The 19,962-nt window shown below is 38.4% G+C and carries 16 protein-coding genes; 4 read left to right on the top strand and 12 right to left on the bottom strand.

What is annotated here, in order from left to right:
• Nucleotides 1–60 precede the first annotated feature (60 nt).
• From AC1Z3K_RS03700 to AC1Z3K_RS03690, 3 genes are read left to right on the top strand one after another with little or no spacing between them, the layout of a single operon-like run.
• Entirely contained in the window at nucleotides 61–1,338 is a 1,278-nt protein-coding gene (locus tag AC1Z3K_RS03700) for a class I SAM-dependent methyltransferase (RefSeq protein WP_426081053.1), read from the top strand.
• 3 nt (nucleotides 1,339–1,341) lie between these two features.
• A complete protein-coding gene (locus tag AC1Z3K_RS03695; RefSeq protein WP_461731904.1) occupies nucleotides 1,342–3,897 on the top strand; it encodes an AAA family ATPase in 2,556 nt (851 codons plus the stop codon).
• 13 nt (nucleotides 3,898–3,910) lie between these two features.
• Nucleotides 3,911–4,681 (top strand): nucleotidyltransferase domain-containing protein, encoded by a 771-nt coding sequence (locus tag AC1Z3K_RS03690; protein ID WP_461731903.1) that lies wholly within the window; start codon nucleotides 3,911–3,913, stop codon nucleotides 4,679–4,681.
• A gap of 74 nt (nucleotides 4,682–4,755) precedes the next feature.
• Here the strand turns inward: AC1Z3K_RS03690 and AC1Z3K_RS03685 are convergent, their stop codons facing one another.
• From AC1Z3K_RS03685 to AC1Z3K_RS03665, 5 genes are all read right to left on the bottom strand, one after another.
• The gene (locus AC1Z3K_RS03685; protein WP_426081056.1) at nucleotides 4,756–5,220 is read right to left on the bottom strand and encodes a hypothetical protein; all 465 of its coding nucleotides are present in this window, start codon (nucleotides 5,218–5,220) and stop codon (nucleotides 4,756–4,758) included.
• Between the two features lie 105 nt (nucleotides 5,221–5,325).
• Nucleotides 5,326–6,489: a cation diffusion facilitator family transporter gene (locus AC1Z3K_RS03680; protein ID WP_461731902.1), complete on the bottom strand. Its 1,164-nt coding sequence runs from the start codon at nucleotides 6,487–6,489 to the stop codon at nucleotides 5,326–5,328.
• A gap of 261 nt (nucleotides 6,490–6,750) precedes the next feature.
• On the bottom strand, nucleotides 6,751–9,456 hold the full coding sequence (locus AC1Z3K_RS03675; protein ID WP_461731901.1) for a YhgE/Pip domain-containing protein: 2,706 nt from the start codon (nucleotides 9,454–9,456) through the stop codon (nucleotides 6,751–6,753).
• Nucleotides 9,457–9,928: 472 nt separating this feature from the next.
• The gene (locus AC1Z3K_RS03670) at nucleotides 9,929–10,150 is read right to left on the bottom strand and encodes a hypothetical protein (RefSeq protein ID WP_426081059.1); all 222 of its coding nucleotides are present in this window, start codon (nucleotides 10,148–10,150) and stop codon (nucleotides 9,929–9,931) included.
• 595 nt (nucleotides 10,151–10,745) lie between these two features.
• The gene (locus AC1Z3K_RS03665; protein WP_426081060.1) at nucleotides 10,746–12,089 is read right to left on the bottom strand and encodes an FAD-dependent oxidoreductase; all 1,344 of its coding nucleotides are present in this window, start codon (nucleotides 12,087–12,089) and stop codon (nucleotides 10,746–10,748) included.
• A 196-nt stretch (nucleotides 12,090–12,285) separates the two neighbouring features.
• Between AC1Z3K_RS03665 and AC1Z3K_RS03660 the strand changes: the two genes are divergently transcribed.
• Nucleotides 12,286–13,764: an AcpB/EbpR/MafR family transcriptional regulator gene (locus AC1Z3K_RS03660; protein ID WP_426081061.1), complete on the top strand. Its 1,479-nt coding sequence runs from the start codon at nucleotides 12,286–12,288 to the stop codon at nucleotides 13,762–13,764.
• Between the two features lie 195 nt (nucleotides 13,765–13,959).
• Here AC1Z3K_RS03660 and lepB read toward each other — a convergent pair whose 3' ends face one another.
• The 7 genes from lepB to acpS all read right to left on the bottom strand — a co-directional run bounded on the left by lepB (nucleotide 13,960) and on the right by acpS (nucleotide 19,802).
• On the bottom strand, nucleotides 13,960–15,006 hold the full coding sequence (gene lepB, locus AC1Z3K_RS03655) for a signal peptidase I (RefSeq protein WP_461731900.1): 1,047 nt from the start codon (nucleotides 15,004–15,006) through the stop codon (nucleotides 13,960–13,962).
• A gap of 130 nt (nucleotides 15,007–15,136) precedes the next feature.
• Nucleotides 15,137–15,571, bottom strand: coding sequence for a LysM peptidoglycan-binding domain-containing protein (locus AC1Z3K_RS03650; RefSeq protein WP_461731899.1), 435 nt, complete (start codon nucleotides 15,569–15,571; stop codon nucleotides 15,137–15,139).
• Nucleotides 15,572–15,589: 18 nt separating this feature from the next.
• Nucleotides 15,590–16,936, bottom strand: a complete 1,347-nt coding sequence (locus AC1Z3K_RS03645) for a coiled-coil domain-containing protein (RefSeq protein WP_426081064.1) — start codon at nucleotides 16,934–16,936, stop codon at nucleotides 15,590–15,592.
• A gap of 39 nt (nucleotides 16,937–16,975) precedes the next feature.
• A complete protein-coding gene (locus AC1Z3K_RS03640) occupies nucleotides 16,976–17,677 on the bottom strand; it encodes a hypothetical protein (protein ID WP_426081065.1) in 702 nt (233 codons plus the stop codon).
• A 242-nt stretch (nucleotides 17,678–17,919) separates the two neighbouring features.
• On the bottom strand, nucleotides 17,920–18,294 hold the full coding sequence (locus AC1Z3K_RS03635; RefSeq protein ID WP_426081066.1) for a type II toxin-antitoxin system PemK/MazF family toxin: 375 nt from the start codon (nucleotides 18,292–18,294) through the stop codon (nucleotides 17,920–17,922).
• Entirely contained in the window at nucleotides 18,294–19,421 is a 1,128-nt protein-coding gene (gene alr / locus AC1Z3K_RS03630; RefSeq protein ID WP_461731898.1) for an alanine racemase, read from the bottom strand. The genes AC1Z3K_RS03635 and alr overlap by 1 nt, the downstream gene beginning before the upstream one ends.
• 30 nt (nucleotides 19,422–19,451) lie before the next feature.
• Complete coding sequence (acpS, locus tag AC1Z3K_RS03625) at nucleotides 19,452–19,802, bottom strand: holo-ACP synthase (protein ID WP_426081068.1); 351 nt, start codon at nucleotides 19,800–19,802, stop codon at nucleotides 19,452–19,454.
• Nucleotides 19,803–19,962: the final 160 nt, after the last annotated feature.

Raw genomic sequence — 19,962 nt, 5'->3', positions numbered from 1 at the left:
TAAAGATAGATCAGGAGGTTTTCGTTATGATACAAGTATAAACTTTACAGGAGGTCTATTATGGCAATTATCAAGCTGACATCAACCAATCCAAAATTATCTTATATCTTATATAAAAATCCGGAAAGCGGGCTGCAGTTAAGAAAAATACGAAAGGGCATGGGCTATGGCTGGTATGCAGATGCTCAAACCTATCTAGCTTACTTTACAGATCAAGGGAACCCTTCGTTATCCTTTCGTCCAAACCGGGAAGAGGAATTTCATTATCTAAACAGCGCTCAATATCAAGCGCCGCTCGCGTATCTTTCACTGTTGACTGAATTTTTCAGCTATCCGTTTAAGCAGCAGGAATCTGATACGGAAGGATTTCTTCATCAGCTGGAACTGCCCTTCATTGCAATTAGACGCTCTTATTTCCTGCGTTTTTTCAGACAGCAGTTTCCTGATATTCAGTTCAACTATGAAGAAACAGCAGTTGGATATGGTACCTTGATTATTCAAACAGAAGGTTCCCTTCACGATTTACTGCATACTGCTCAGCTTTTTCTCGCTTTCCAAGGATTATTCGGAAGAGAATTTATGGATGAAACAGAGGGCTTGATTCAAAAATACGTTCATTCCTTGAATGCAGTGGATGCTCCATTCTATATCCGAAATCTTTTTGCCCACCATTTTTTAAGCAGAAGGAACCTTTTTAATCACTTTAAAAAACAAATAGAGACAACCAATCGTTATGAAATTGACTTTAGCTTTGGTGGTACCAATCTCCAAAGAAGAAATTTTGCGGAGTCGCTTCTTGACTTTGAACATCCTATATTGGATGTGGGCTGTGGAGAAGGCTACTATATTGGCGCATTTACAAACCATTTGAATGGTCAGCCTTATTACGCTGTAGATATTAACCCTGAAGTACTTGCTGCAGCGAAGGAAAAAGCTGAAAAAAAAGAACTGGAAAATGTTTCCTTCTATTCTTCTGTTGCTAGCTGGGAGCAGTTAAACATTACAGAACCGATTGACATCATTATGATGGAGGTTGCTGAACACATGCCTTTGGAAGAAGCAGAAGAGCTAATTCAAACCGTTTTAAGTAAAAATATTCATCAAATGATACTTTCCACACCAAATAAGGAATTCAATCATTACTACAGTCTTGCAGAAGATCAGATGAGACACACAGACCATTGCTGGGAAATGACTCGTCTGGAGTTTCAGCAGTGGATTGACAAGCTTGTCGCTAAGACAGACTATACTATCGATTACCTCGCAATCGGCGATAAAGTAAATGGTATTTCTACGACTCAGGGTGTGCGTATTCTACGAAAAAATAAGGAGGCATAATTTATGCTCATTCAAACAAAAACTCATACAATTTTCCTATTAATTGGTCCGACAGAATGTGGAAAAACAACCTTTTCAAAAGAAGTTCTAATGAAACAGCTGGGCTTTGAAGATTGTGAAAAAAACTTTTACAGCAATGTCCAATATATTTCGTCGGATGATTTACGTCAGGAAATTCTTGGACATGCGTATGATAAATACGATCAGGTAATGCTGGAGGCTAGTAATGTGGCTTTCCCCTACCTGCGGAAAAGACTAGAATTTGTGACAACCTATCCTGTTTCGGCAGAATTTGTCATTGTCGATACAACTGGACTGGCACAGGAATTTCGCCAGGAAATTTTAGCAATTGCCCAGGAACAAAACTATCGTATTGAAGCAGTTGTCTTTGATTACAAAAATCGGGAGGACTATTATGCCAGTGAACGTTCCCGCCGTCTTATCAGCAACCATATTCAACGGCTGAAGCGTGAGGTTTTACCAAAGCTGGCTAAAGAAAATTATCATGCAATTCATCGTATTCCTAAAAAAGATTTTGCTGATATTCAGATTGCTGTTGAGGATCAGGAAGAATATTTAGCCTGTATCCTGCCTCCGGCTCATGACTATTCTGTTATTGGCGATGTTCATGAATGTGTTCACGCCTTAAAACAGCTGCTGATTCGGCTTGGTCATTCAGTAGTAGAGAATCAGCTAGTCATGAATGAACGTTCAGGAAAAGTAATTCTTAACGGTGACTGGATTGATAAAGGAAAACAGACGGCAGAAATTATCGAGTTTCTTTATGCCAATCAGGAGCTGCTGCTGTTGACGATTGGAAATCATGAGCATTTTGTCTATCATTATTTGAAAGGGACGATTAAAGGTGCTGATCCTCAGGTGCTGGCACATTATTTTGATTCTGTTGGCATCTTGGAAAAAGATGATGCGCTGCGGGAAAAATTCTTTCAGCTGGTTGAAAAAGCTAAACCTTTCTATCGTAGAATTGGCGGAGGCGAACAATCCTTCATTGTCACACATGCTCCTTGCCGCCAAAAGTATCTTGGCAAGCTGGATAATGGGTCAAAAAGAAAACAGCGTAACTTCCGCTTGAATCGAGAGGCTGAGCTTCAGCCCCAGTTGGAATTTCTGGAAGAAGAAAGCTACTTCAACCTGCCGCTGCATCTTTTCGGGCACATTGCTTGTCAGGAGCCTTTCAAACTAAAGAACAAGCGAAGTATTGATACTGGTGCTGTAGCTCAAAACCGCCTGACAGCAGTTAAGATTTTACCTTATAAAACGATGTTGTATTCTGTGCCATCTGAAGAGGGCCAGACAGAAACATTGCCTTTGCTTTTTACTAAGCCTAAAAAACCTTCATGGCAGACACTTCCTAGAGAAAGCCAGAGGCGGCTGCGCTATATGGCCCGCAACAACATTCAATACCTTTCCGGTACCATGTCGCCTTCAGCTGCTGACCCTGAAACAAACGATTTAGAATCTTTGGAAGCTGGACTCAACTACTTTAAGCAGCAGGGAATAGAAAATGTAGTGCTGCAGCCTAAATATATGGGGTCTCGCTGTAATCTCTATCTCTATACTGAACTCGACCGCTGTTTTGCAGTATCCAGAAATGGACATATTATTCGGCAGCTGGAGCTTCAGCCAATTTATCAGGAGCTCTTGATAAAATTTCTACCTTATATGCAGGAGAATCACATTGAGATGCTGTTGTTGGATGGTGAGCTGCTGCCATGGAGTGTTCTCGGCAAAGGACTGATTGAAAAAGAGTATCAGCCGATTTCCTTCGGTATAGAAAAAGAACTTACTGTACTAAAAGATTTTGGTTTTGAAGAGAACTATGCAAAAGCACTTCAAAAGCTTGATGCTACCGACTATCTTACCGATCAGTACCATAAAGATAAGAAGACATTGTCTGACTTATACGGCGATTATACAGCACGCCAATTTGCATTATTAACCGAGACCCGCAGCCGGCAGGTAGGTATCTCTGAACAAGAACAGGCTTTAGCTGTTTATCGAAAACAGATTGAGCTTTATGGCAGCGAAGGGGAGTTGTCGTACAAACCATTTAATTTATTAAAAGTGGTTTATCAGGACGGTAGTCAAATGCTGCCGGAGCAGTCTGCTTCTGAAATCTACCGCTTTTTATCGGAGGATAATTGTTTAGTTGTTAATCTCTTAGAAGAGTCCGCCTTAGCACAGGCAGAAGACTATTTTCAAACAATCACCATTACAAATCAAATGGAAGGAATTGTCATTAAACCGGAACATCTGGGGAATTCAAAGGCCGTTCCCTTTATGAAGGTTCGCAATAAAGAATACTTAACTCTTATCTACGGCTATGACTATCGCTCCGATAAACGCTATCAGAAGCTTATTGAAGACAAAAAAATTCATGGCAAGTTGAAGGCTTCTAAAAGAGAAGCTGCTCTTGCTGCTGAACTGCTGCAGATTCCAATCCATGAGTTAACTGAAGAAAATGACGTCTATATGAATACATTGGCTGAACTGATTTATGAATTTGAAAAAGAAAAGGATTTGGATCCGCGTCTCTAAAAGGAGGATCTCCATGAAAAATAAAATTATTCAAGAATTAAAAAGAATCGAAAAACAAGAAAATATCCGAATTTTATATGCTGTAGAGTCAGGAAGCAGAGCGTGGGGCTTTCCCTCGACAGACAGTGACTATGATGTTCGCTTTATCTACACTCGTCCTAAAAGCTGGTACCTACAGCTTCAAAAAACTAGAGACACCCTTGAATATCCTATTTCAGAGCTGCTGGATATCAGCGGATGGGATTTAGATAAAAGTCTGCTGCTTTTACAAAAAAGCAACCCATCACTTATAGAGTGGCTGGCTTCGCCCATTGTTTACTATAAGGATTCCCTATTCCACACAGAGCTTTTGGAACTGATGAAAGCTTCTATTCAGTCTAAAGGACTGATTTATCATTATCTGCATATGGCTAAAGGAAACTATCGGGATTACTTGCAGGGCGAAACGGTTAAAATCAAAAAATATTTTTATGTTCTTCGTCCCCTACTCGCCTGTCGGTGGATTGAAGCCCATCAAACAGCACCGCCCGTTCTTTTTCAGGAGCTGCTTCAGCAAGAAGGATTATCTGCTGAGCTTGTACAGCAGATTGAACGGTTACTTATAAAAAAAAGAGCAGGCAACGAATTAGGATTGGAGCCTCAGATTAAGGAAATTAACCAGTTTATCGTTGAACAGCTCAACTATTTTAGCGAATCTGTAAACTTCCTGACTGGCTCTAATTATTTGACAAATACTCAGATGAATCAATTCTTTCTACAGTGGTATGGAACCTACAGTTCCTGACCCTAACATAAAAACCACGATAAAATCAGAATTTGACTGATTTTATCGTGGTTTTTATTTAAAACTATTGCTTATTATTCTTCAATATTTCGATAGACTTCATCTTCATATCCAGAGAAGCGGCGGCTATTCAGAATGATGAAGGGCTCTTCATTGTGTTCCTCTATCTCTGGCTCGGCTTCTTGCTGTTTTTTCGGTGAACGCTTCGAAAACTCGCTAGATTCCGGTTCACTTCTTTCAAACTCTCTTTTTATCGGTTCACGCTGTATTTCTTCTCGCAGCGTCTGTATCGCCGGCTGTTGTGCTTTTTTCTCTTGTATCTCAGGCTCATCCATTAGATGAACAATGCTTTCATCCTGCATTTTAAGCATATGGTTCATTCGAACCTTCTCGACTTTCAAATCAGATAAGTGTTCTTGCAGAACGTCTTTTTCGTACAAGGTTTTTTGTAACATCTGACGTTCTTTTATTAACAAGAAACATAGAACAATAATAACGACTACAAAAAAATACATAATAGCTAAATATGCTAGGTTCATGTCCTTCAACTCCTTAAGGATATGTTAACATGGGAGTATGTACTTTTTTTATCAGTTTTTTCTTAAAAGAGAGAAGTTTATGAGAAAAAAATAATTTTTGTTATTTTAAAGTAAATAATTATGGTCAAATGTGATTGTTAGCTGGTATATGCCAATTGTCAGTATAATTTTTTCTTGAATTTCTTTCTGAAGTGCTTCATCCGTTAGCCGAAACTTGCTGGGAACAACTAAATCAAAATGAATCGTTGCTACATCCTTATGAGTTACTAAACGAATATCATGCGCTCGTAAATCTGGATCAATTTCTTTAATAATCTTCTTGATGCCCTTATGAATCATTTGCTGCTCTTCATCATATAAATTCACCGGATCCACATGGCAGACCAGTTCCACACCTAATTGCTTTTTAAATGTGTATTCAATTTGATCAATAATTTGGTGTGCATGATTCAAATCCCAGCGGTCATCTACTTCAATGTGAACCGAAGCAAAAATCTGATTAGGCCCGTACTGATGAATCAGCAAATCATGATAGCCGACAATATCCTGATAGCCGGATAAAAAAGCCTTCATCTGATCAATCTCTTTTTGATCCGGTCTGGAGCCCATTAGTTCATTGACAAATTCCCGAATCAACTGAATCCCGCTATAAATAATATACACAGCAATCAGCAAGCCTATATAGCCATCAATCTTAAGCCCTGTAAGCCCCTCTACCGCAGTGGAAGCTAAAACGGTAATCGTTGTGAAGACATCATTAAGACTATCCTTAGAAGCTGCAATTAGGGTGTTAGAATCAATCTTTTTAGCAACCTGCTTGTAAAACAGCCCTTGCCAAACTTTTAATCCAATCGAAAACAGCAGAACCACTAATAAAACCCAGTTAAATTGGATACTTTTAGGCTCTCTGATTCTATCAATCGAAGTCAGGAAGAACTGAAAGCCCACAAAAGTAATCAGTAGTGAAACGAACATACCGCTGATATACTCAAATCGTTCATGACCATAAGGATGCTCCCTGTCAGCCGGCTTCCCCGCAATATAAAAACCAATTAATGTTACCAGAGAAGAAATCATGTCTGATAAGTTATTAACCGCATCTGCCATAATTGATACACTTCCGGAAACAAAACCGATGGAAAATTTCCCAATAACCAGAAGCAGATTGGAAATCAATCCTACAATCCCGGCAAATATACCAAAAGCAGTCCGCTGATCCTTCGTTTTATCCGCCTTCTTTTCAAACCAATTAACTATTCCCGTTATCATACAATCCCTACCTTTTTTTAAGTATTAGAAAAATATACCGATTTCTACTTTAATTGTATATAGCTGCTTTAAATTTTTCACTTGATTCTTACTATTTAGAAATCCCCTATTCCTAGACAAAGCAGACCATTTCTTAATTGTTAGGACTACCTAGTTTTTTGCATCCCTAGAAAGCTGTACAGTCAGAACAAAATAAAGAAAAATCAGACTGTCCGCATAGGGAAACTGTCTGATTTTTCTTTCAGGTGAAAGAAACTCTTTTTAATGGAAAATATGGCTTTTATGCGAAATTTCCGCAAGCTTCTTCATTTTCGGTTCTAAAATAGGATAAAAAATTGTCCCTAAAATTCCGACAACAATCATTAAACTAACTAAAATAATGATTGCTTTCCACGCATTTGGCCAATAAATTCCTCCAGCGGATTCTCTCAGCAGATTTACTGCATGGGTAAATGGTAAAAACGGGTTAATCATCTGGAAGAATTTACCTGAAACCTGAATTGGGTAATTTCCTCCCCCACCGGAAATAGATAGAACCAGAATAATAATCGCAATACCTTTCCCGACATTCCCAAACAGAGCTACCAGCACGTATACTAGCGTCATAAAGGCGAGGGCAATCAACAATGCAAACAACACACTGTAAACCGGCGCCTTGACATCTACTCCTAAAAGGAAATAGTTCCCTAGGGTAACGATTAGGGCTTGTGCCAGCCCCATCACGATAAACGTCAGCATTCTAGCTGAAAACTGTTCTCTTTTGCTATAGCGTTTCTTGTCTTTTTCATCCAAATAATAATCTGTTGTAGCAATACTTGAAAACAGAACAGCGCCCACCCATAGACAAAGTGCTGTATAAAACGGTGTGCTTGCAGACCCGTTATTGGCAATCGGATAAATCTGATTTTCTTTGACCACTACTGGCTCAGTAAAGAAGTCGCTTTCTGAAGTGGCATCCAGCTTCAATAATTTTAGAACTTCACCTAAATCCACTTCACTTTCACCCTTGCGAATAGCTTCTGCCGCTTTATGAAGTCCGCTTTTAATATTTGGCCAGTCATTTTCAATCAAATCATTCGCCGTATTCAAAGCAGATTCCACTGCTGGCAGTTTTTCATCAACCATCGTTAAGGTATCCGTAATATCCGCTTTTATACCAGGATAATCATTTTTGATAAAATCTGCAGCCAGTCCCAGCTTTTCCTCGACAACCGGCAGTTCATTATTGTATAAATCGGCTCCTTTATTAATACCGCCTACAATCGTATCCATATGACCATTCAACAGCACATTCGCATCATGAACCTCCTGCTTAATGGCAGGCATTTGAGCCTGATATTTTTCAAGAATTCCAATAGCATTCGATACAGTTCCCTCTGTGGCATTCAGTAATGCTGTAAAGTCTGTCTGCTGAGCTTGGGAAAGCAAGCCTTTAGCTGTTGTAATTGTATTAATCAAATCGGTTAACAGGCTGCTGATGGTTGCATTAATACTATCCATATTCCCCAGAATTCCTCCAGCCGTGCTGGCAATTTCATTTGCACCAGCTGTGATTTCTCCGGCAATTGCCTGCAGTTCAGCTGTTGTAATTGCATCCACGTTAATACTGTCTACCCGGCTTTTCAATCCTTGAATCAAGGTTTGAAGAGCATTAAGCTGATCGATGACCCCTTGTAAGTTTTGATTTCCGGCTGACTCCTGAATGTTTGTCAGCAATGCAGACAGCTGTTGTGCCGCATTTACTTGGCCGCCCAAACTTTCAGAAAAATTCTGTAACAGCACCTTTAGTGATGCTCTTTCATCAGGTGTCAGCTCATTATCTGCCAGCATCTGTTGAATTTGACTGGTGATTGACGCAACATTCGTGCCAATTCCCTGAATAGATTCCAAAGTAATTTTTACACTACTAGTGATACTTGGCAAAGCATCCTGAAGTTTTTGAGCTCCTTCCATCGTCGCTGTTCCAAACTGATCCGCCTGCTCACCCAGCTTTTGAATATCCGGCAATGCACTTTCAACAGATTGAATAATCTGCAGTCCTTGTTTAGCTTCTGCAATTCCCTCCGTCATCACCTGTTCAACAGAGGCAAAATCACTGTCAATCATTGCCAGCTGATTACCGGCATTTTGTATCTCTGGTATTTTCTCTTGAAGAGTTAGGATCACTTTGGCCTGTTCTTTCAATGCAGGCATGTTGTTATTCAGCTCGGTGATTTTTTCAGTCAACTCATCCACTTGAGGAATATACGCCTTAAACTCTTCTGCTTTGGCAATCTTCTCTTTAATTTCAGGCATTTTCTTGTGCAGATCAACAACCTGCTGCACATACCCGTCAATCGTATCGATGTTTTCATCTGTTGATAAAATCAGGCTCTTTACTTTGTTGATACTAACCAAGTTTGCGTCAATATCATACCCGATCTCATTAAAAACTTTAATTAACGTGCTGCTCGCCGTACTGATAAATTCAGAAGATATTTCTGTCTGGAGGGAAGTAGCTCCCTTATCTGTAATTTTAGGTGCAATTGCATTGATTTTTTCATTCACAGAATAAACGATTTCAGGCTTGTTGATTTCTCCTGTCGTAAAGCTTAATAAATCTTTTGAAAAGCTCTTTGGCAAATAGATTCCCGCGTAGTATTTACCAGACTTCACGCCTTCATCCAAATCCTTTTTTGAATCAACAAAGCGCCAGCCCAGCTGTTTATTTTTATGGAGATTGGCTAATACCTCATCTCCTATACTCACTTGTTTTCCTTGAAACTCTGCTGGCTGATCATCACTATATACTGCAATCGGCAGCTCCCCCGTATTCGCATACGGATCCCATAAAGCCTTGATATTAAACCAGGCATAGAGCGAAGGAATGATCATCAAAGCGATAATCAATAACGCTGCAATCGGATTTTTAAAAATTCTTTTCCAATCTACTATAAATAAGTTCAAAGTATTTTTTATATGCTTCATAATTCCCACCTGCTTCCTTACGACGACTTACTTTAGCACATCTTTTTTGATAAAAACAGTTTGAAAAACCGGCAGACGATTAATTGTTGGACAATTAATTTAATCTGTCGTAATTTTTAAGTCATCTCTTAAAGAATATCTTAAAGTATCCCCTATCTGCAAAAGATAAGCTCTGTATGCTCTCGAAATATCAGTCAGCATTCTTAAGAAAAATAAAGGCAATTACCTACGAGCCATGTATCCGAATAAATACTTTTGCATAAATACAGGGTGCTGATTTGACTCTTAAAACTAGGAAAGAGGATGTGACACTTGTATGCCTCCATCCTCTAAAACCAAATAAACAGCGTGACAGAAGCCGCCTCTTCAGAAATAAGTCGAGCTAGAAAACTTCTGTCACAGCCTCTTCTCATTCATTAAATTTATCTCGTTCTCTATACATATCCAAACAGATACTTTATCTGCTGATTTCTTATGCTAACAATTTTTCGACTGCATCTTTTACTTCCGGCACCTTATCTGCTTCAAGATAGGAAAGCGCTCGAGGCATAACACCCATTAAATACATTTTATTCAGCTGACCGCTGTTCTTTTTCTCCAACAGCTCACCAAGAAGCTTATCCATATCCCCCTTATGATCGGCTAGTGTACGTTCCATAACAAAATCGATAAAAGCTTGTTCTTGTTTTTTCATAGTGAATCCTCCCTGCAGCTTTTCTCTATTATAAAATGAAACATCTATAAGTAATAATAATTTGATTGCCACTTTTAGAAAATCCGATAGAAAAAGCTGGCTTATTCAGCTTTAACCTATTTTATGTTAGCAAAAATCATTAACGAAGATGGTCAGTAGCTATTAGATGGTTAAACATAAAAAATCAAACCAACATAATGAAATCAATCAAAAAAATCAGCTGAAAAGCTATTTCCTATAACTTCTATTCTTTTCGTTCAGGTAGTTCTATGATTCAAGTCTTTTTATAGGATTAAAAAAGGGAACTTTTAGCGAAATCCCAGGCGTACCAAAATCTTGTTGATTGGTACCCAAATCTGAGCTAGTTTTCGGTTCTGCTTGTACAAGGAAGCTCTAAAATAAAAACTTGAAACAAAGGCAGCGGTTTCCTGCTTTTTGCTTCAAGTTCTAAGAGTTCATTTAGTTTTTGTCCTGCCAACACATTTTGATGTAAAACTACTTGTTTTCAAACAGAAGAAAAAAGCCTGGCACGCTGATTTATATTGATATAAAAACAGAAAATCAGCAGTCCAGACTGTTGCAAACAGGACAATTTTTACTTTTTATATCGCTTAATCATATGTTCATACGCCGCCCGGCTAAGGATCCCCATTGGATGATTCAACGTAGGGTTGAAATAGAAATCCATGGTCACTAGCTCTTCCATGGTCACTTCTTTTTCAATTGCCAGGGAAAGCGTATTGATAATCTGGGTAATGTCTTTCGTTGACATCATTTGGCCACCAATTAGCGTATTTCTATGCTGAGAGAAGACCAGCTTCACATAAATATCTTCCTGCTCTTTCAAATAAGGTAGTTGATATGGAAGCTTTAAAAAGATGCTGTCAATATCCAGCCCTTCAAAATTCGCTTCGGCTTCTGTTAAACCTGTACTGGCAATGTAGTAATCGAATACTTTAGTTGCCGTCGTTTTTTGTGTCGTTTTATACTCCATTTTATTTTCCGTAACATTCATGGCTGCAACTGTTGCACTTCTGACAACATTATTCACCAATGGAATAAATGACTGACGGTAGCTGTTATGAACAGGGTATGAAACAATATCTCCCAGTGCGTAAATACTCGGATCACTCGTCTGCATCCGCTTGTTCACACGAACTGTTCCATTGTGATTCAAATCAAGGAATTCCTGAAACAATGATGTGTCAGGCCGAGCGTTTACAGCAATCACAACATACTCGTTTTCAATCTCTTTTGTTGTTGTTACAGTTGTAAAGGGAACACTATCTGTCTTGCCAAAAGTCATGACATTCTCATTTAGATGCAGATGAATACCAGATTCTGCCATCTTTTTTTCGAGAATAGCAGACAATTCCTTATCAATATAGCGAAATAGAATCGAGTCAGAACTTTCAATAAGATGGATTTCTTTTCCCTTATCCCTTAGAGCATCACAAAGCTCAACTCCGATATAACCGCCGCCAATGATCGATATGCTTGCTGCTTCTTCTAGTTTATGTAAGGCTTCTAATGAGCTTTTGTAGCTCTTAAAATACGTAATTCGATCATTATCCGGCAAACTCATATTTAAAGAAAATTGGTTAGAGCCTGTTGCAAGGATTAGCTTATCATAATTTTCTCCAGCGACTTCTCCATTTGAAGACTTGTAGCTCACTATTTTATTTTTAGGGTCTATCTGAACCACCGTAGATTCTAAATAAATATCAATTCCCAGTTTGCGAAGACCTTCAGGAGTTATATAACGCACGTCATTTAAATCATCTACCATCTCTTTTAGCTTTATAATCATACCGCTGGACACATAGCTAACATCGTTTCTTCTTTCAATCAGTATGATTTCAGCTTTTGGATTTAATCTTTTTATAGTTAAGGCTGCCTGTATCCCGCCATGGGATGCGCCGATTATTACTATTTTCACTGTACTTTCTCCCTTCAAACTAGCTGCTCCTGCCTGTAAAAAATTTTATTTAGCCAAAAGCATAGACAGTCATGTGACTTCATTATATATAACTTTTCATAAAAAAGAAATCCAACAGGTGAGAATAACACCCTTTTCTCAGATTGATATTGCCATTTTACCATGAATCAAGTATCCTTAAAGTGAGGTGTCTATTATGCTAAAACGAGATTTTTTAGAAAAGCCCTATGACTATATGAATGATATTCTATTATTTCTATATAATAATCAAGGAAAATCAACAAAAAGCAAACTCATTGAAGAATTCCAAATCAGCTTGCCTACTCTAAATGAGTACCTGTCTTTTTTAAGAAGTTTTCTTGAGGAAAATGGAATAGATGGTAAGGTTGAAATCTCTTCTGAAGGAGATGTGCTTTACTTACACAAAGAACCAGAATTTCCATTAAAGAAAGTCGTTCTGCTTTTTCTTGATAAATCGATAAAATTTCAAATGGTCAATCAGCTGTTTCAAAAAAATGAAGTCAGCTGTGAATATTTTCAACTGACCTACGCCATCAGCTCTGCAACCTACTATCGAAAGGTTACTGAATTGAATGAGCTTCTGAAAGAATTTCGATTACAGATAAAACGAGGTAAACTAGTTGGAGAAGAAAAACAGATTCGGTATTTCTTTTTTAATTTCTTTTGGTTTCTTTTTGAAGATAAGAGTGATTTAGAGCAAGAAACCTCAAATCAATATCTTGGATTTGTCGAAGCCTTGAAAGAATCCCTGAATATCCCATTTGATCCCACAGAGGCTTTCCAGATTAAACTATGGATGAAAATTTCTTTAAGGCGAATAAGTACAGAATTTAATCCGGTCATTAGTCCGAATTATGATTACCCGGATCGCCCTTTATTTGAAGAAATCAATCTAGCATTCCATACATATATGAAAAAAATTGATCGACCTTATACTATTTATGAAGCTTACATGTTTTATGATTTCTTCTGCTCCATGAATAATTTCTCGCCAAATTCATCCTTTGCTTTTCGTCTTGCAGAGGAGCAGCGAACATCAGGTTCTTATCTTAATTATATGAACAAAGTGATTTTAAAGTACTTGAAGCAGCAAGGTTATCTGTCAAGCTATGCTTCTCCTTCACGTCTATCTTATATTGAAAATCTGCTGTTTCAGCTGCATGCCAGACTGTATTATTTTGATGGCTTCATACTTCCTTTTGATAACTGGACGATTGAATCTATTGTCAACGCTCATCGCCATCCTTTTACAGGAAATGAAGTTATTGAAATAATGGGTATTGCTTCTGAAAAATTTAACTCCAGCGGTGAAAAAGACCAGTATAGAAATAGATTCACAGAAATCAACTACACAATCATTTTAAATCATATTGCTGAACTAAATGAAGAAAAAATCGTCATTGGTGTCTACCATTCTCTAAATCCATTTATTGGGGAACTGGTTATTCAGCATCTGTCAAATATCCTTGGGCACAAGTATCCTATTAAGGCAGAGCTTTATCTTGAAGATACATTCTATGACATACTACTATCGAATATTTATGACGATACCATATCGGAAAATCAGAAAACAACATATGTCTTTTCTGATATTGGGAACAATTATGACATGGATGAAGTAGAAAAGTTAATTCTACAATTACTTAACAAATAATTGAAATGACTTTAAGTTCATTATATCAAAGAATTTTCTTTAAAGTTCTCTATTTTCTAGGGAAAAACGGAATTTAGTGAGAATAACTCTTTAAAACGGCGGTATTACTTTATTTTTACTTATTGCCAGATTTACTATTTTAAAAAAAAGCTGTTGGAACATTTCTTGTTCCAACAGCTTTTATACTATTTTTCTTTACTTAATCCACCCCATTGACTGAAATGGAGAAAAACGGAAAGAAACCACTCCTTCAATTGCCCGCCCGCTTACTAATCCAAATTCACGACTATCACTGGAATTATTCCGATTATCTCCTAAAACAAAATAGAAATCATCGGGAATTTTCTCCAACCCTTCAAACTGTTCAAGTGCTTTTGAAGATAATGCAACTTTAATCGTTCCATCCGGCAATTCATTTGCAGCATTTAACGGGACTTCAGCGGGTACGTTGCCCGACTGGTTGATGAACAAATCTGCGCCATCAATCCAAATGGAATCTCCCGGCATCCCAATGACCCGTTTAACATATTGATAATCGCTGTCAACCGGTGGATCAAATGTAATGATTTCATAGCGGTCAGGTGTCTTTGTCCGTTTGACAATTACCTTATCTCCGCTTAAAAGCGTCGGCTTCATCGAATCTCCATCCACCACATGAGGAGAAGTTTTAAAAATAAACATAAATACAATGAATGCCATCACTGTTACAGGCCCAAGAAATTTGATTACTTCTATAATTTGCTGTTTTTTTCTCTGCTTCTTTTTGCGGGCAAGCTCTTCCTTAGAAAGTTTTTTACGTTTTTTCTTTGCAGGTTTGCTTTTCGATTTTTGTCCCTGCTCTTTCTTTTCTCCCATAACCTTTTTCTTCGAGAGCTGCTCTTCATCTTGCTCTTCCCGGCTGCTTTTTTTAGCTGTGGATATTTCCTCCGCTTTTTTTTCTGGATTACTTACTTTCTTTATCTCATCTGTTGTTTCAGCAACTTCTTCTTCAGGTTTAAACTCGGTCTCATTAACTAAACCGTTATCCCCAGTGTTTAGCACTAGTTTCTTTCTTCTAACAGAAGGTTCTTCAATCGCAGGTGCTTCTGCGCCTCTCTGGTCCCCCTCTAAGGGCTGCTGTTTAATCAGAGGTCTTCTAGGCTTACCGGACTTCATCATCCTCTTATTCGCCATCTGACGCTTTCCGCTTGAAGAATTCCCCGTACGCTTCATTTTTTTCAGGTTATCTACAAACTCATCCATACTGCTGCTACACCTCAATTTACGTTCTATATCTTATTAAGAATAACAAACCAAAAGCAATTTTACCATAAAAAATACTAAAAAGAGCTTTCAGCTCTGAAAAACATGAACTGAAAGCTTCTTTATCTTATTATTTTTCAGTAATCAATTCTTGACCTTCAAGAATAACACTGTTGCTCAACTGATTGATATTCATCAAATCCTGCAGGGATATATTGGCATTCTGAGCAATTTCCCAAAGTGATTCTCCCTGTTTTACTTTATAAAGTTCAGAGGTACCACCCGTTTCTGTAGAAGGAATTGTTTCTTCTGGAGCAGGAACAATAGCTGCTGTTGCTTCATGGCTTTCACTCGCTGCGACAGATGTATCAGCTAAGTCTGAGCTGTTCCCTTTGTCTGCTTCACTTGTACTCACAGTTGCATTTGTTTTTTCATTTGAAGCTGTTACACCCTCTTCCGGCGTAGATCCCATGATTGGCGTGGATTCCATCAAATAACCAGAAAACAAAACGATTCCTACTGAAAAAAGCGACCACAACGCGATTTTTTTGTTTTTTCGTTTCATAACAGCTGCTCCTTAAACTTAATTTCCTGACTTATCTAAACGTGAAAGCTTGCTTAAACGTTCTTCTAACTCACGGTAAATGCCCATTATTTCATTTTTAGATTCTTCTACTTCATTAGAAATGTTTTTCGCACGGTTGCCGATATTCAACATTTCCAGCTCAGCTGAATTAATCATATGTTTTGCTTCAACCTGTGCTTCACTGATGATGCGGTTTGCTTCTTTCTTCGCAGAAACCATTACTTCCCCGATTTCCTGCTGAGATTTCAGCGCTTCTTCTTGTAATGACTGGTTTTTCAGCAGTAAATCATTGATTTGCTGTTTAGCCTGCAATAGTTCTGCCAACTGTTCACCTTTCATTTCTCCCGCTGAAGATGCATTTTGTAATGCACTTAGTTCAGATTTCACTGTTTCCAGCTCTGTTTCTTTTTGTTTATAGCTTTCTCTCAATGTAGCTACTTCAGCTTCAAATACATTTTTCTGTACAGAGTGCTTATCATTCAATGCCTGAATACGGCCAAGCGTAACTTCTAATTCGCTTTTCTCTTTAAGAATTGATTCCATTTCTTGCTTCAGTGCTTCTACATGACCAGTAGCCTCTGGGTTTGAGCTATCCGCAGCTAAAGAAACAGCTTTATCATTTAAGCGTTGGTTTTCTTCCTGAAGCCTCGCAGCTGTTTGCTGAAGATCGGCAATTTTTTGCGACAGTTCCTGATTTTCTGATTCACTTGCTTGAAGTTTTTTGTTTAATTCTTCTAATTCCATTTTTACCGTCTCCAATACTTCTTGTTTTTCTGTAATTGTTCCACGAGATGATAAATCCGCTTGCAGTTGTTTAATTTCCTGCTCTTTCTCAGAAATCTTACTGTCTAATTCTTTATTCTTCACTAGCAGTTCTGCTTCCAGATTACTGATTTGCTTTTGTGCTTCAGCGTTCTCGTTTTGAAGCTCACTAATCTGCTGCTTCAATACTGCTGTTTCATCAGAATCCGTTGTTGTTTGTGTATTTTTCAAATCGTCAATTTCAGCTTCACGTTGATTCAACAGCGTTTCTAGCTCATCATTCTTGTCAGCCAGCGCTTCCAGTTCATTCTGATCATTTTCGACTTTGAGCGCCAGTTGCTTATTTTGTTGGGATAATCTGAAGTTTTCATCCTTCTCCTGTTCGAAGTCTGCTTCCTGTAAGCGGTACTCCTCCAGTAATTCTCTTAAATGTTTAATTTCCTGTTCCTGTTTTTCCAGCTGATCGTTTAAAGCATAGGATGATTCCGTATCTGTCCCATCGCTTTCCGTTCCAAATAAGTCCTGATCCAGCTCTTCATCTGAAACTTCGTTAATTTTTTTAATTAACCGTCTCTTTGCCATGTATTCTACACCTCATTTTAAATTTCCATAAATTTCTTATTATTTATTTAGCTCTATCCTTTTAAGGCCCTGATCTTGTGACTCCCGATCAAATACCATTGATTGCTTCGTTAACGTGTTTGTCTTATCACGATATGTAAAATTAAAATCGATAACCGTTACTTCCTTGATACCGCTTAATGCTTCTGCAAATTTCTCTGCATTTTTTTCTGCTACTTCAAAATCTTTATCCGTCAGTGAAGACGAAAATACTGAAACAGTCAGAGACTGTGTATTTTGACTGCGAACGATTGTCACACTGATTTCTCCAAAAAACGGCTTCCAATCTCTTGAAAGCTGAAGTTCATAGCTCGTCAAAGCTGCGGCATCCTGACTCTCTACAGCCTTTGCCCAGGGAAACTCGGCCAGCTTCAGATTTTTGTCTTGGTATTCTTCGACTATTACCTTACCGCTGGCTGCCCCCTTTCCCAATGTCTCTACATCCGCTTTAAGAGATTCATTGTCTTTATGCAATGTATACTGCTGATACAGGATTCCTAATAAAACAAAGGAAATAATAATGACTGCAATAACCAGCGAAACGACTAAACGGCTGTTTTCCTGTTGTCTGTATACATTGATTTTTTTCTGCATTTTGGGATTTTCCGAATTAAGCTGATTCAAATTCACTCGTTTATACAGCTCATAGCTGAAAAGTGCCAGCATCGCTATTACGACAATCCCTGTAATGATTATGACCAAATAAAAAACCCCTTTATATCTTAATGAAAAACATTCAAGAAGAATTTTTCTTTAAAAACTCAATTTTCTACCCAATTATACATAATCCATTGTAACATTACACTTTGCTCTTGCCAACTTTTTTTTCTATTCGCAGAATTACCGTTGCCTGTATGCAAATTCTGCAGTTCATACTCTTTAATTTCAAACTAAATATTGTATTCTTTCACTATGTATTCCAGTCAGTCAGCATCGGACAAAATCTATATTTGATAGGTTCCTACTGATTCTTCCGGTTCAACGATGCCTACGCTGATGCCCAAAGCTCTATCGACCTCAAGCATCACATCAACACCTAAGTGGCAAACCTTCTCCTTAAGCCTAACCTTATCAATCGTTCGAATCTGCTCTAATAATATTACTGAATCTCTTTCAATCCCCGTCTCCTCTGAATTGATTCCTATATGTGTAGGTAATTTTGGCTTAGCCATTTTGGCTGTTACTGCCGCGACAATAATTGTCGGGCTGAAATGATTCCCCAAATTATTCTGTATGACTAGGACAGGACGAATTCCGCCCTGTTCAGAACCAACAACAGGAGAGAGATCTGCAAAAAAGATATCTCCACGTTTAACCATTATAATCCCCCTATATATTCTCTTGGTATGCGTTGTGAAAACGTACATGCAACTTCATAATGGATGGTTTCTAAATACTCAGCAACCATCTGCAGTGTTATCTCCGCTCCCTGATTTTCCCCAACTAAAGTAACCTTTGTCCCTTCCGGAACAGCCTCAGGCAGCCGAATCATGCACTGATCCATGCATACTCTCCCAACTATCTCACACTTTTTACCATTCACCAAAACATGAAATCCCTGCATTTTCCTCAGCCAACCATCCGCGTAGCCTATAGGAATTGTCCCAATCCATTCCTTTTCGGCAACGGTATACGTCTTTCCGTATCCTATTCCCGCTCCCGGCTGAAGTTCCTTTACTTGAATTAATACTGTTTCAAGGGTTAGTGCCGGCTTCAGCGGGTAGCTTTCTATTAAAGAACGCCCTGATGGATTCAATCCGTACATAGCAATGCCAAACCGAATCATATTACCCGTACTTTTCGGATGCCATAAGGCTGCAGCACTATTCTCACTATGAATATAACGAGGCTGTCGAGGCAGTTCACTAATAATATCCTGAAACATCTTCAGCTGCTGTTCAAAATAGAGTGTATCTATTTCATCCGCAGTAGAAAAATGAGTGAATATTCCTTCCCACTCGATTTGCTCATTATTTTCTATGAGCTGAACTGCATCAAGTACCTCTTTCAGTGAAGTAAATCCCAGACGACCCATTCCTGTATCAATTTTTATATGTATCTTTAGCTTTTGACTTCCAGTCAATCTTTTTAAGCACTTACAAGCTTCCAACAGCCACGCCGTTGTTGCAGCTGTTACAGAAAGATTGTACTTCAGCAGCAGCTCTATGTATATTGGTTCCACAACACCTAAAATTAAAATAGGTTCAGTGATTCCTGCTTCCCGCAGTTCAATCCCTTCATCTAATAAGGCAACACAAAAACCAGCTGCGCCGCCCTTTAATGCACTTTTAGCTGTTTCAACAGCTCCATGCCCATAGCCGTTCGCTTTAACCACAGCAAAAAGCTCTTTGTCAGTCGGCATTTTGGCTACTTCTCCTGCCACGTTATCAATAATTGCCTGTCTATCAATAATAAGCTTTGTTGGTCGGTGATATCCCGTGACCATTCTATCTCCCTCCTTTTCAGAATACAAAATTTAATCTTCTAAAATAATCTGTGCCACAGCCATCGTTTCTGTATGAGAGATTGAGACAAATACATTGCCTTTATGAGGTGATTTGGTTACTTCAGGAGCCCCCGCAGCATTTTTCAATATCTCTATTTCCTGAAATCCAACACCACTAATTCCTGTTCCCCAGGCCTTTGAAAAAGCTTCTTTACAGCAAAAACGTCCGCCTAAAAATTCTACCTGCCGCCGGTAAGAGAGCGATTGGAAGAGCTCAAGCTCCTTTTCAGTCAAAACCCGTTTAATAAACGACGACTGCTTCTCAACGATTTTTTCAATTCTAGAGAGTTCAACAATATCAATCCCTATTCCTCTTATCATAATCGGACACGCACTCCAAATCAATAAATTATCTTTATTTTATCAAAATAAATGGTTTTTTCCTACAAGAAGCCTAAGAAAACCCTAAACTTTATTATAGCAAAACAGACTGCAGATTATAATCCCAAAAGATATCTATCTGCAGCCTGATATTCAGCTG

The sequence above is a fragment of the Enterococcus sp. LJL128 genome, assembly GCF_056924295.1.
The sequence above is the reverse complement of the archived record's forward strand: the minus strand, read 5'-3'. Positions and strand labels throughout refer to the sequence as shown.

Excerpts from the sequence above, each read along its gene's own strand:
- AC1Z3K_RS03660 (WP_426081061.1), top strand. The coding sequence starts at position 12,286 with ATGCTAAAACGAGATTTTTTAGAAAAGCCCTATGACTATATGAATGAT.
- AC1Z3K_RS03650 (WP_461731899.1), bottom strand. The coding sequence starts at position 15,571 with ATGAAACGAAAAAACAAAAAAATCGCGTTGTGGTCGCTTTTTTCAGTA.
- AC1Z3K_RS03680 (WP_461731902.1), bottom strand. The coding sequence starts at position 6,489 with ATGATAACGGGAATAGTTAATTGGTTTGAAAAGAAGGCGGATAAAACG.
- AC1Z3K_RS03670 (WP_426081059.1), bottom strand. The coding sequence starts at position 10,150 with ATGAAAAAACAAGAACAAGCTTTTATCGATTTTGTTATGGAACGTACA.
- AC1Z3K_RS03635 (WP_426081066.1), bottom strand. The coding sequence starts at position 18,294 with ATGGTTAAACGTGGAGATATCTTTTTTGCAGATCTCTCTCCTGTTGTT.
- AC1Z3K_RS03675 (WP_461731901.1), bottom strand. The coding sequence starts at position 9,456 with ATGAAGCATATAAAAAATACTTTGAACTTATTTATAGTAGATTGGAAA.
- AC1Z3K_RS03685 (WP_426081056.1), bottom strand. The coding sequence starts at position 5,220 with ATGAACCTAGCATATTTAGCTATTATGTATTTTTTTGTAGTCGTTATT.
- lepB (WP_461731900.1), bottom strand. The coding sequence starts at position 15,006 with ATGGATGAGTTTGTAGATAACCTGAAAAAAATGAAGCGTACGGGGAAT.
- AC1Z3K_RS03700 (WP_426081053.1), top strand. The coding sequence starts at position 61 with ATGGCAATTATCAAGCTGACATCAACCAATCCAAAATTATCTTATATC.
- AC1Z3K_RS03645 (WP_426081064.1), bottom strand. The coding sequence starts at position 16,936 with ATGGCAAAGAGACGGTTAATTAAAAAAATTAACGAAGTTTCAGATGAA.
- AC1Z3K_RS03690 (WP_461731903.1), top strand. The coding sequence starts at position 3,911 with ATGAAAAATAAAATTATTCAAGAATTAAAAAGAATCGAAAAACAAGAA.
- acpS (WP_426081068.1), bottom strand. The coding sequence starts at position 19,802 with ATGATAAGAGGAATAGGGATTGATATTGTTGAACTCTCTAGAATTGAA.
- AC1Z3K_RS03695 (WP_461731904.1), top strand. The coding sequence starts at position 1,342 with ATGCTCATTCAAACAAAAACTCATACAATTTTCCTATTAATTGGTCCG.
- alr (WP_461731898.1), bottom strand. The coding sequence starts at position 19,421 with ATGGTCACGGGATATCACCGACCAACAAAGCTTATTATTGATAGACAG.